The following is a 12,259-nucleotide window of genomic DNA, read 5'->3' as shown; positions in this document are numbered from 1 at the left end:
GACGGTCCCCGCTCGTCCTCCCGGCCCGGCCGTGGCGGCTGGGTCCTGGCCGGGGACCGCCGGCCGGCTCCCGGCCGGCCGGCCGTCACGGTGCCGGGGTCGGGGTCGGGGCTGCGACGATACGGGCCGCCTCGCGGCCACATCCCGGTCGCAATTCACGCGGCGTCCGGAGGGCGGCAGAATCGCCCTTGACCCTCACGCGACGTCAGGCGGCACGGTGGAGGGCATGACCGACGGAACGGGAGTCCTCACGGTGCTGACGGTGGGTCAGGTGGCCGAGCGCTTCGGCGTCACGGTGCGCACGTTGCACCACTACGACGCGATCGGCCTGCTGAGCCCGAGCGCCCGCAGCCACGCGGGCTACCGGCTCTACACCGAGCAGGACGTCACCCGCCTGCAGCACGTCGTCGTCTACCGGCGGCTGGACTTCTCCCTGGAGGAGATCGCCCAGCTGCTCGACGACGGCACGCAGCCGGCCCTGCTCGAGCACCTGCGACGGCAGCGCTCCGCGGTCGTGTCCCGGCTGGAGGAGCTCGCCGAGCTCGTCACGGCCATCGACCGAGCACTGGAGAGAGAGATGACGGGGATCGACCTGACGCGCGAGGAGCAGCGCGAGCTGTTCGGGGACGGCTTCACCGACGAGTACGCCGCCGAGGCGGAGGAGCGCTGGGGAGGCACCGAGGCGTGGCGCCAGTCCCAGCAGCGCACGTCGCGGTACACGAAGGCGGACTGGGAGGAGGTGAAGGCGGAGACCGACGCGGTCAACGCTGCCTTCGTCGCCGCGATGGAGGCCGGTCTCCCGCCGACGAGCGAGGAGGCGATGGACGCCGCGGAGCGGGCCCGCCTGCAGATCCACGAGCGCTTCTACGACCTCTCGGCCGAGTTCCACCGGAACCTCGGCGACATGTACGTGAGCGACCCGCGGTTCACCGCGACCTACGACGACCTTCGGCCGGGCCTGGCGCAGTACGTGCGCGACGCCATCCACGCCAACGCCGACAGGCAGACCGCGGGCGGCTGAGCCCAGGACTGAGAAGGGCCCGCACCTCACGGTGCGGGCCCTTCTCACTGGTACGGCTCAGTCCAGGTAGTCGCGCAGCACCTGGGAGCGGCTGGGGTGACGGAGCTTGGACATCGTCTTGCTCTCGATCTGACGGATGCGCTCACGCGTCACGCCGTAGACCTTGCCGATCTCATCGAGGGTCTTCGGCTGACCGTCGGTGAGGCCGAAGCGCATGGACACGACGCCCGCCTCGCGCTCGGAGAGCGTGTCGAGGACCTGGTGGAGCTGCTCCTGGAGGAGGGTGAAGCTCACGGCGTCGGCCGGGACGACGGCCTCGGAGTCCTCGATGAGGTCACCGAACTCGCTGTCACCGTCCTCACCGAGCGGCGTGTGCAGGGAGATCGGCTCGCGACCGTACTTCTGGACCTCGACGACCTTCTCGGGCGTCATGTCCAGCTCCTTGGCCAGCTCCTCCGGGGTGGGCTCGCGGCCCAGGTCCTGGAGCATCTGGCGCTGGACACGGGCGAGCTTGTTGATGACCTCGACCATGTGCACCGGGATGCGGATGGTGCGGGCCTGGTCGGCCATGGCGCGGGTGATCGCCTGACGGATCCACCAGGTGGCGTACGTCGAGAACTTGTAGCCCTTGGTGTAGTCGAACTTCTCCACCGCGCGGATGAGGCCGAGGTTGCCCTCCTGGATGAGGTCCAGGAAGAGCATGCCGCGCCCGGTGTAGCGCTTGGCGAGCGAGACGACGAGGCGCAGGTTGGCCTCGAGGAGGTGGTTCTTGGCCAGGCGGCCGTCGTTGGCGATCCACTCGAGCTCGCGCTTGAGCTTGCCGGAGACGTCCTCGCTGGCGAGCTTGTCCTCGGCGAACAGGCCGGCCTCGATGCGCTTGGCGAGCTCGACCTCCTGCTCGGCGTTGAGGAGGGCGACCTTGCCGATCTGCTTGAGGTAGTCCTTGACCGGGTCGGCCGTGGCACCCGCGGTGACGACCTGCTGGACAGGAGCGTCGTCGTCGTCGTTGTCGGAGACGACGAAACCGGACTCCTTGCCGGAGGTGGTGGTGGTGGTGGCCTCGGGCTCCGGCGCGGCGGCGGTCTCGGCCGCCTCCTCGCTGGTCGCCTCGGTCTCCTCGACGTCAGGGACGGCCTTGAGGGCAGCCTTCTTGGCGGTCGTGGTCTTCGTGGCGGTGCGCTTGGTAGCCGTACTGGTCTCCTTCTTCGCCGCGGGCTTCTTGGCCGTGGTCGACTTCGCGGGCGCCTTGGCCCGGGTCTTCGTCGACGTCTCCTCGACCGACGCGGTGGTACTGCCGGCAGAGGTACGCGCGGCATGCGTGCGGCTGCTGGAGGTGCTCTGGGCGTGCGACGACACAGAAAGCCTTTCGGAGGGGAATGGGGTTCCGGCTGCTGGCCGGTGCGCTGCCTACAATTATAACTCGCGATGGCCGTCCGCGGATGGTCCACGCGCCCGGCACTTCGTCAGCAGCCACCCGTCACAACGCCGGGTGGGGCCCCGGCATTCCCTCGCCGCTGGTGGAAATCAGTAGGAGCGGCGCTCCGTCGAGGGAGGCTTGACCGCGAGCACCGGGCACGGCGCGTCGAGGAGGATGCGCTGGGCGTTGGAGCCGAGGATGAGCTTGCCCACCGGCGAGCGCCGTCGCAGCCCGATGACGATGAGCTCCGCGCCCGTCTCCTCGGCGGTCTCCACGAGGTCGGAGGCGACGTCGTTGCCGCGACCGAGCTGGCGCACGTCGTAGGCGACCTCGGCGTCGTCGAGACGGTCTCGCAGGGCGTCGAGCTCGGCGTCGACGTCGGCGTGCTGCTCCTGCCGGGAACGGCGGGAGATGACGACGACGACGCGCGCGTCCCGTCGGCGGGCCTCCGCCACGCCGGTCTCCAGCGCCGCCTCGCCCTCCGGGGTTGCGAGGTAGCCCACGACGACCGTCATTCAGCACTCCATCCTCCGGCTCACCGCCGGGACGTCCTGGGCCTGCTCCGTGTGTGCGCTGACGCTACCGGATCGGCGCGCTCGGGGCCGCCGGACCGTCGGGAGCGGTTCGTACCCACCCGGGCGGCAGGCGGGCGGCGAGGGCCTGGTCGACGAGCTCGGCCAGGCGCGTCCCAGGACGTGCCCGCAGCGCCTGCTGGGCGAGGACGTCGGCGCGCGCGCCGTCGGCGCACCACCAGGCGATCCAGGCGAGCAGCCCGAGCGCCAGGGCCCCGGAGCGGCGTGGCACGCACGCCGCGAGCGCCCGCAGCACGGCGGCGGCCGGCTCCACGCGGTCCTGGTCCGGCGGCGGCCCACCGGGCAGCATGGCGAGGTCGAGGATCTCCTCGGTGCGTGCCCGGTCGAGCACCCGGCCGGACAACGGGTGGACCACCGAGCACAGCACGCTGTCGCGCACGGTGTTGTCCTCGAGGGCTGCGGCGAGCAGCCCCAGCTCGCTCGCGGGCAGCACCGCACCGCGCACGGCGAGGGCGACCAGCCGCTCCCAGCGGCGTCGCTCCTCCTCACGCCACTCGACCATCTCGCGCTGGTCGACGGCGGGCGCCGCGCGAGGGAGGCCGAAGGCGGCACCGGGCAGGGCGGCTCCCCCACCGCTGCGGGCGCGCAGCTCGGAGAGCCGGCGGCGCCCCTCCCGGACGGCGCGCGTGGCGCCGCGGCGCCGTTCGGCGTCGGTCGTGCGAGCCACGGCGAGGTCCTCGCGGGCGGGGACGAGCGCGAGCCCGTGGAGGACGAGAGTGGCGACGACGGGCCGCTCGTCGAGCTCGGCGACGTCACGGTCGGCCGGTGCGCACTCCTTCCCCGTCCCCCAGCAGCCGTAGGTGCCGGCGCCCACCACCCAGGGGCCGGGCGGGTCGGCCCACGAGGTGAGGGTGCGCAGGTGCTCGATGGCGCCGCGGACCAGCGGGTCGGCGGCGAGGCGACCGCGGGGCAGGTCGCTGTAGAGGACGACGAAGACGTCGTGGGCGCCCTCCTCCTCCATGAGTCGGGAGACGTCCCGCAGCAGTGCCGGACCCACCCGGGGGTGGCCGATGTCGGCGAGGTCAGCCCGCGTGACCAGGCCGAGGCGGTTGCGCTCACCGCACATCGCGAGCAGCACCACCGAGTCCCGCGGCCGGAAGCCGAGCCGGTAGGGCAGGTAGGCCACGATGTCCTCGGGCCCGGAGATCGTGATGGTCGTCGTGTCCATGGGCCCATGGCACACCGGTACCGGCCTCCGTCGCCGCGGCGCGGGCGCCCGCTGTGGAGCGGCCCGCCACGTCGCTCGTCTGGGGAGCACCGGCCCGCCGCCGTAGGCTGCCCGCATGGCAGCACTCACCGCCGGCCTGGCCACGCTCGTGACCGACCGTGTCGCCACCGCCCTGCGCGAGCACACCCGCCCCTTCACGTCGCTCGAGGGGGTGGAGGAGCTGCTGTCCGCCGGTCAGACCCTGCTCGGCGGGGGCAAGCGGCTGCGGGCAGCGTTCTGCACCGCCGGCTGGACGGCGTTCACCGACAGCCCGGTCACCGCCGGGTCGGCGCCCGTCCTCGCCGGCAGCGCCCTCGAGCTGTTCCAGGGCGCCGCGCTCGCCCACGACGACCTCATGGACGGGTCACTGACCCGCCGCGGCCTCCCGGCCGTGCACCGGCGGATGGCGGCCGAGCACACCGCGAACGGCTGGCTGGGGGACCCCGACCGTCACGGGGCCGCCGGCGCCATCCTCCTGGGCGACCTGCTCCTGTCGGTCTCCTCGGTCGAGATGGACCTCGCGCGGCGGCTCGTCGGCGACGACGCCTCCGTGCGGGCGCGCGCCACGTGGGACCTCATGACGACCGAGGTGGCCGTGGGCCAGTACCTCGACGTGCGCTCCCAGGTGCTGCCGTGGAGCGCGCAGGACGACGTCGCGCGGGCGCTCACGGTGGTCCAGCACAAGTCGGCGCGCTACAGCGTCGAGCACCCCCTCGTCCTCGGCGCCGCCCTCGCGGGCGCGCCGGAGGAGGCCCTGGCGGCGCTGCGCCGGGTCGGTCTGCCCCTCGGCGTCGCCTTCCAGCTGTGGGACGACGTCCTCGGCGTCTTCGGCGAGCCCGAGGTGACCGGCAAGCCCGCCGGCGACGACCTGCGCGAGGGCAAGCGCACCGTGCTCCTGGCCCTGGCGCTGCGGGGCGCGGACGACGAGCAGCGCGCCACCCTGCAGCGGCACGTGGGCCGTCCGGACCTGTCCGAGGAGGACGTCGCGCTGCTGCGCACCGTGCTCGAGGCCACGGGCGCCGTCGAGGAGCACCAGCGGCTCGTCGACAGCCACCTCGCCGAGGGACTCGCCGCGCTCGACGGCCTCGGCCTGCCCGCCGCGAGCCACGAGATGCTCACCGGGCTCGCCCGCATGCTCACCGCCCGGGCGGCCTGAGCGCCGACCCGCCCGCCTGGCCTCCTAGACCGCGAAGGTCTGGGCGAGCCGGCGTACCTCGTGGATCCGCTGTGCCCGCAGGGCTGCGATCGGCGTGGCGCCGAGCTCCTCCTGCTCGCTGAGCAGCCACTCCACGGCCTCGTCGACCGTGAAGCCGGTGTCGGTGAGCTGCATGAGCGTCCCGCGCAGGGAGGGCACCGGCGCGGGCTGGGCGGCGCCGTCCTCCACGGTGAGGAGGAAGTCGCGCGGGACGAGGAACGGCCCGCCCTCCTGCGGGCGAGTCCCGGCCAGGTGGTGGTCACGCAGGAGGTCGCGGACGTCGCGCAGCCGCACGTCGAGCAGCTCGGCCACCTCGGGGAGGGAGCACCAGCGGGAGTCTGAGGCGTCGGTCATCCCGGCAGCCTACTGAGCCGCACCGGCCACTGCCGTCCCCGTCTTTACGTGCCGCCTCGATAACGCTAGTGTCACAGCGTTCACACTCGCCCCACCAATAACACCAGTCACTGTGGTCCCGCCTGCCGACACGCCGGGACCCGTCGGAGGACATCGATGAAGGCTCGCACTCACACCCGGGCGCCCCGCCCCGTCGGCCGCGCCGGCGTGGGCCTCGTGCTCGCGGCGACCACCGTCGCGGCGATGACCGTGCCGGCCGGCGCCGCCACCGCGGCCACCGCTGCGCCCACCGTGGGCGCGACGGCGCTCGCGCTCACCTCGCCCGCCACCCAGCGCAGCCTGCCGACGGGCACCTACCTGGTCCGCGCCGGCGACACCGTCAGTGCCATCGCCGCCCGCGCGGGCACGACCGTCTCCGCGATCGTCTCGGCGAACAACCTGGGCTCCCAGGCGCTCATCCGGGTGGGCCAGGTCCTGCGCCTGCCCGCCGGCAAGGCCGCCACCGCCGCCCCCACGAGCGCCACCACGCACACCGTCGCCGCCGGCGACACCGTCTCGGCGCTCGCCAAGCGCTACGGCACGACGGTCGAGCGCATCGTGTCGGCCAACCGGCTCGACTCCCGCGCCCTCATCATCATCGGCCAGCGCCTCACCATCCCCGGCACCTCCGCGCCGGCCACCGGTGTGAGCGCCGCCCCCGCGGCGAGCCGTTCCGCCACCGCGAGCGCGCGCAGCCACGTGGTCCGCGCCGGGGACACCGTCTCGGGCATCGCCCAGCGCTACGGCACCACCGTCGAGCGCATCGCCTCGGCCAACGGCCTGCGCAACCCCGGCCTCATCCGCATCGGCCAGCGCCTCACGGTCTCGGGCGGCGGCTCCGCCTCGGCCGCGCCCGCCGCCAAGCCCGCGACGCCCGCCCCGTCGGCCACCACGGCCTCCCGCACGCACGTCGTCGCGGCCGGCGACACGGTCTCGGGCCTCGCCTCGCGCTACGGCTCCACGACGTCGGCGATCATCTCCGCCAACAACCTCTCCGGCTCCGGACTCATCTACGTCGGGCAGCGCCTCACCGTCCCGGGCGCCTCGGGCGCTCCGGCGAGCGCGAGCGGCGGTGGCCAGCTCGTCGGCAGCACCTTCCTCGGGCGGACCTACGCGAGTGACGTCGTCGGCGCGGCCAACACCAACAAGGCGACGCTGCTGTCGATGAGCGTCCCCTCCCGCGACCAGATGCGGGCCATGGTCCGCGACACCGCGGTGAGCATGGGCGTGGACCCGGCGCTGGCCCTGGCCATCGCCCAGCAGGAGTCCGGGTTCGACATGCGCGCCGTCTCCCCCGCGAACGCCGTCGGCGTCATGCAGGTCATCCCGAGCTCGGGCCAGTGGGCCTCGGACCTCGTCGGTCGCCGGCTCAACCTGCTCGACCCGCAGGACAACGTCGTCGCCGGCGTCGCGATCCTGCGTCAGCTCGTGCGCACCGCGGACAGCTTCGACCAGGCCGTCGCCGGGTACTACCAGGGCCTGGCCGGGGTCAAGCGCAACGGCATGTACGCCGACACCCGCAACTACGTCGCGGGCATCAAGACCCTCATGCGACAGTTCTGACCTGCCGCGACGCCGCGGCCCGCCTCACCGGCCCCGTTACCGGTCGGGGCGGGCGCGCGGCTCTAGACTCGGCCCCGTGCAGCGCACCGTGAGCGACCCCATGCTCGGCCGTCTCGTCGACGGCCGGTACGAGGTGCGCGCCCGCATCGCCCGGGGTGGCATGGCCACCGTCTACCGGGCCCTGGACCGGCGCCTGGACCGGACCGTCGCCCTCAAGGCCATGCACCCGCACCTGGCCGAGAGCGCCGACTTCGTCGCCCGTTTCCGCCGCGAGGCGCGCTCGGCCGCCCGGCTCAACCACCCGGGCATCGTCGCGATCTACGACCAGGGCCTGGCCGACGACACGAGCTACCTCACGATGGAGCTCATCGAGGGCCACAACCTGCGCACCGAGCTGCGCCGGCAGGGAGCCCTGCCCCTGGGTCGCGCCCTCGACGTCGTCGACGGCGTGCTCGACGCCCTCGCCTCCGCCCACCGCGCCGGGGTCGTCCACCGCGACGTCAAGCCGGAGAACGTCCTCCTCGAGCCCGACGGGCGCCCCAAGGTCACCGACTTCGGGCTCGCGCGCGCCGTCACCGAGGCCACGGCGGCCTCGACCGGCACCGTGCTGGGGACCGTCGCGTACCTCGCCCCGGAGATCGTCACCTCCGGGGTCGCCGACGCGCGCGCGGACGTCTACGCCGTCGGCATCGTGCTGTTCGAGCTCATCACCGGCACCCAGCCCTTCGTCGCCGACCAACCCATCCGGGTGGCCTTCCAGCACGTCAACGACGGCGTGCCACGCCCCTCCTCCCTGGTCGAGTGGCTCCCCGCGGAGGTCGACGAGCTCGTCGCGGCCCTCACCGAGCGCGACGCCGAGGACCGTCCCACGGACGCCGGTGCCGCCCTCGCGCTGCTCCGCCGCACGCGTGCCGCGCTGGACGACACCACCCTCGCCCGTCGCGCGGACGTGCCCCCCGCCGTCGAGGAGGAGGACGCGGAGGCGCCCGGCGACTCCCCCACGGACGTGACGCCGCTGCCCGCCGGCACGGTCGCCCTGCCGATCGGGGCGATCCACTCCGGGCCTGCGGACCCCGGCCCCGCCGCCCCGGCGCGCCGCCGCCGGCGCCGACGCGGCTTCGCCCTCACGACGGTGCTGCTCCTGCTCGCCCTCGCCGGCGGCGGCTCGTGGTGGTGGTTCGCCCACGGCCCCGGTGCCTACGTCACGGTCCCCGAGGTCGTCGGCCTCACCGAGGACGACGCCGTCGCCGTGCTCAGCGACGCAGGGCTGGACCTCACCGTCGAACGCGACCACCACGACACCGTGCCCGAGCACGAGGTCGTCTCCGCGGAGCCTGCCCCGGGAGACCGCGTCCGCACCGACGGCACCGTCGTCCTGCACGTCTCCCGCGGCATCCTCATGGTCGAGGTCCCCGAGCTCGTCGGCCTCACCCAGGAGGACGCGACCGCCGCGCTCGAGGAGGCCCAGCTCACCGTCGGGCAGGTCGAGACCCCCTACGACGACGACGTCCCCGCGGGTGAGGTGATGTCCGCCAGCCGGGAGGTCGGCGAGGTCATCCCCTACGACGTGCCCGTCGACCTCGTCGTGTCCGCCGGGCGGGAGCCCGTCGAGCTCGTCTCCGTGGTCGGCGCCGACACCGACACGGCGGTGTCCGACCTCGAGAGCGCCGGCCTGAGCGCCGTCGTCGAGGAGGATCACCACCCGGAGGTGCCCGCCGGGCGCGTCGTGAGCCAGGACCCCTCGCCGGGCGAGGACGTCCAGCTGTACCGGGGTGACGAGGTCACGATCATCGTCTCCCTCGGCCCCCAGCCCGTCGAGCTGCCGGACCTCGTCGGGCGCCAGGTGGGCGCCGCCACCGAGGAGCTCGAGGCCGCCGGCTTCGTCGTCGAGGTCGAGCGGGTGCTCGGCGGCATCTTCGGCACCGTGCGGAGCATGTCGCCGGACGCCGGCGAGCTCGCGGTGCCGGGCACGACCGTCACGCTCACCGTCGTCTGACGCCGTCCGGCCGCCGGGACCAAGGTCCCGCCGCGGTCACGTTCGCCCGGTTTGACCACCACATGTTGTGGCGACACCCGCGACACACCCCCACACCTTGTGGTCCCGCCCGGCTCTGGCGCTCCTAGCGTCGGTCGTGCCCAGACAGCACGAGCCCGGAGGACCCATGGACCACCGCCCCACCCACGTCGACCCGATCACCACCGTCGAGGAGTACCTGGACCGCAGCGACTGGCGGGTCAACGCCAACGCCAACCAGGGCTACTCGCTCGGCGGGATGATGCTCAACACCTCGGGCAAGGTCGTGGCCAACTACTGGCTCGACCGCGTCTACGCCCCCGAGGCCGGCCGCGCCCACCGCGAGGGCGACCTCCACATCCACGACCTCGACATGTTCGCCGGCTACTGCGCCGGCTGGTCCCTGCGCCGGCTCCTCGAGGAGGGGTTCAACGGCGTGCCGGGGGCCATCTCCGCCGCGCCCGCACGGCACTTCTCCTCCGCCGTCGGGCAGATCGTCAACTTCCTCGGCACCCTGCAGAACGAGTGGGCCGGGGCGCAGGCCTTCAGCTCCTTCGACACCTACATGGCCCCCTTCGTGCGGCTCGACGCGATGACCTACGAGCAGGTCAAGCAGGGCGTGCAGGAGCTCGTCTACAACCTCAACGTCCCCTCCCGGTGGGGCACCCAGACGCCCTTCACCAACCTCACCTTCGACTGGACCTGCCCACCGGACCTGCGCGAGCAGGTGCCGCTAGTCGGCGGTGAGCCCTGCGACTTCACCTACGGCGAGCTCCAGCACGAGATGGACCTCGTCAACCGCGCCTACATGGAGGTGATGACCGAGGGGGACGCCGACGGGCAGGTCTTCACCTTCCCCATCCCCACGTACAACATCACCGAGGACTTCGACTGGGACTCGGAGAACAGCGAGCGCCTCTTCGCGATGACCGCGAAGTACGGGCTGCCCTACTTCCAGAACTTCATCGGCTCCGACCTCGACCCCGGCATGATCCGCTCGATGTGCTGCCGCCTCCAGCTGGACCTGCGTGAGCTCCTCAAGCGCGGCAACGGCCTGTTCGGCTCGGCGGAGCAGACCGGCTCCCTCGGTGTCGTCACCGTCAACATGGCCCGCCTGGGCTACCTCCACCCGCACGACGAGGCCGGGCTCGTGCGACGTCTCGACGAGCTCATGGACATCGCCCGCGACACCCTCGAGCGCAAGCGCGTAGTCATCCAGGAGCACATCGACGGCGGCCTGTTCCCGTGGACCCGCCGCTACCTCGGGACGCTGGACAACCACTTCTCCACCATCGGCGTCAACGGCATGAACGAGATGGTCCGCAACGTCTCCGCCGGCGAGTACGACCTCACCGACCCCCGCGGGCACGCCCTGTGCGCCCGCCTCCTCGACCACGTGCGCGACCGGCTGGTCGAGTACCAGGAGGCCACCGGGCACCTGTACAACCTCGAGGCCACCCCGGCGGAGGGCACGACCTACCGCTTCGCCAAGGAGGACCGCAAGCGTTTCCCCGGCATCCTCCAGGCCGGCAGCGACGCCAACCCGTACTACACGAACTCCTCGCAGCTGCCGGTCGGCTTCACCGACGACCCCTTCGAGGCCCTCGAGCGCCAGGAGGAGCTGCAGCGCAAGTACACCGGCGGCACCGTCCTGCACCTGTACATGAGCGAGCGGATCTCCACCGCACAGGCCTGCAAGGAGATCGTGCGCCGGGCACTGGAGAGCTTCCGCCTGCCCTACCTCACCATCACCCCGACCTTCTCGGTGTGCCCGAACCACGGCTACCTCTCCGGCGAGCACCCCACCTGCCCGCGCTGCGCCGTCGAGCGTGACGAGGCGGTGGCCTGCGAGGTGTGGACCCGCGTCATGGGCTACTTCCGGCCGGTGAGCTCGTTCAACATCGGCAAGAAGGGCGAGTACGCCGAGCGGGAGATGTTCACCGAGCACGCCGCCGCCTGCTCCCCCGTCGCGGCGCCGTGAGCGCCGTCGCGGCGGGCCGCCCGACCACGCCCGCCCGTGCCGAGGACCTCCAGGTCGCCGGGATGACACCGTTGTCGACGGTCGACTGGCCCGGGCGGCTCGCCGCGACGGTCTTCTGCCAGGGCTGCCCGTGGGACTGCTCCTACTGCCACAACCCGGACCTCATCGCGCCGCGCTCCCCCGGCGTGCTCCCGTGGGAGGACGTGCTCGCCTTCCTCCGCCGACGACGGCGCCTCCTGGACGCCGTCGTCCTGTCCGGTGGGGAGGCCACCCGTCAGGCGGCCCTCGTCCGGGCCGTCCGCGAGGTGCGCGCGCTCGGGTTCGCCGTCGGCCTCCACACCGCCGGCCCCTACCCGCGGCGGCTCACGGCGGTGCTCGACGACGTCGACTGGGTGGGCCTGGACCTCAAGGCCCTGCCCGAGCACTACGACGACGTCGTCCGGCGCCCCGGTGCGGGCCACCTCGCGTGGGAGTGCCTCGACCTGCTCGTCGCCTCCGGCGTCGACCACGAGGTGCGCACGACGGTGGCGCCCGGCTCCCCCGCGGCCGCTCACGCCGTCGAGATCGCGCGGCGGGCACGCGACGCGGGTGCCCGCGCCTTCGCCCTCCAGGTCGTGCGGACCACGGGCACGCGCCCCGAGTTCGCCGCCCGGCACGCCGCGGCGGACCCCCGCGCCTGGCAGGAGGAGGTGACAAGGCTGGACGACCAGATCAGAGCCCTGGAGCTGGACCACTACGAGCTCCGCCCCGCCTGACCGCCCCCGACCGACCGCAGGTGCGGGAAAGCTGCAGCCGTAGGCGGCGGGGGGCCGCAGCGATCCCGCACATGACCGGAGGTGGGTCGGCGCGCGGAGGGGGCGCCAGTTCTGGTGACG

The 12,259-nt window shown here is 73.3% G+C and carries 9 protein-coding genes and 1 pseudogene; 6 read left to right on the top strand and 4 right to left on the bottom strand.

All coding sequences use genetic code 11. The features are described 5' to 3' along the window. Nucleotides 1-226: 226 nt before the first annotated feature. Nucleotides 227-1,021: a MerR family transcriptional regulator gene (locus DSZ44_RS02420; protein ID WP_110850968.1), complete on the top strand. Its 795-nt coding sequence runs from the start codon at nt 227-229 to the stop codon at nt 1,019-1,021. A gap of 57 nt (nt 1,022-1,078) precedes the next feature. Here DSZ44_RS02420 and DSZ44_RS02415 read toward each other — a convergent pair. From DSZ44_RS02415 to DSZ44_RS02405, 3 genes and pseudogenes are all read right to left on the bottom strand, one after another. Continuing rightward, nucleotides 1,079-2,419: pseudogene (locus DSZ44_RS02415) on the bottom strand (RNA polymerase sigma factor); the annotation flags it as partial. 126 nt (nt 2,420-2,545) lie between these two features. Further along, nucleotides 2,546-2,953 carry a universal stress protein gene (locus tag DSZ44_RS02410; RefSeq protein ID WP_110850966.1) on the bottom strand — a complete coding sequence of 136 codons (408 nt, stop codon included), beginning with the start codon at nt 2,951-2,953 and terminating at the stop codon, nt 2,546-2,548. 64 nt (nt 2,954-3,017) lie between these two features. Further along, entirely contained in the window at nt 3,018-4,199 is a 1,182-nt protein-coding gene (locus DSZ44_RS02405; RefSeq protein ID WP_181424508.1) for a DUF4192 domain-containing protein, read from the bottom strand. Nucleotides 4,200-4,314: 115 nt separating this feature from the next. On the opposite strand from DSZ44_RS02405, the gene DSZ44_RS02400 reads away from it, so the two are divergent. Further along, nucleotides 4,315-5,394 carry a polyprenyl synthetase family protein gene (locus DSZ44_RS02400; RefSeq protein WP_110850964.1) on the top strand — a complete coding sequence of 360 codons (1,080 nt, stop codon included), beginning with the start codon at nt 4,315-4,317 and terminating at the stop codon, nt 5,392-5,394. A gap of 24 nt (nt 5,395-5,418) precedes the next feature. Here DSZ44_RS02400 and DSZ44_RS02395 read toward each other — a convergent pair whose 3' ends face one another. Next, nucleotides 5,419-5,787: an Rv2175c family DNA-binding protein gene (locus tag DSZ44_RS02395; RefSeq protein ID WP_110850963.1), complete on the bottom strand. Its 369-nt coding sequence runs from the start codon at nt 5,785-5,787 to the stop codon at nt 5,419-5,421. 156 nt (nt 5,788-5,943) lie between these two features. Here DSZ44_RS02395 and DSZ44_RS02390 point away from each other — a divergent pair, with 156 nt between their 5' ends. From DSZ44_RS02390 to DSZ44_RS02375, 4 genes are all read left to right on the top strand, one after another. Continuing rightward, on the top strand, nt 5,944-7,389 hold the full coding sequence (locus tag DSZ44_RS02390) for a lytic transglycosylase domain-containing protein (protein WP_258369166.1): 1,446 nt from the start codon (nt 5,944-5,946) through the stop codon (nt 7,387-7,389). A 76-nt stretch (nt 7,390-7,465) separates the two neighbouring features. Next, complete coding sequence (gene pknB, locus DSZ44_RS02385) at nt 7,466-9,385, top strand: Stk1 family PASTA domain-containing Ser/Thr kinase (RefSeq protein ID WP_110850962.1); 1,920 nt, start codon at nt 7,466-7,468, stop codon at nt 9,383-9,385. Nucleotides 9,386-9,551: 166 nt separating this feature from the next. Next, a complete protein-coding gene (locus DSZ44_RS02380; RefSeq protein ID WP_110850961.1) occupies nt 9,552-11,384 on the top strand; it encodes a ribonucleoside triphosphate reductase in 1,833 nt (610 codons plus the stop codon). Continuing rightward, a complete protein-coding gene (locus DSZ44_RS02375) occupies nt 11,381-12,139 on the top strand; it encodes an anaerobic ribonucleoside-triphosphate reductase activating protein (protein ID WP_258369165.1) in 759 nt (252 codons plus the stop codon). Before DSZ44_RS02380 ends, DSZ44_RS02375 begins: the two co-directional genes overlap by 4 nt. The last annotated feature ends 120 nt before the right edge of the window (nt 12,140-12,259 follow it).

Origin of the sequence: Georgenia satyanarayanai (assembly GCF_900116375.1) — a bacterium.
Taxonomy (GTDB): Bacteria; Actinomycetota; Actinomycetes; order Actinomycetales; family Actinomycetaceae; genus Oceanitalea; species Oceanitalea nanhaiensis.
This window is presented reverse-complemented; position numbering and strand designations above follow the sequence as displayed.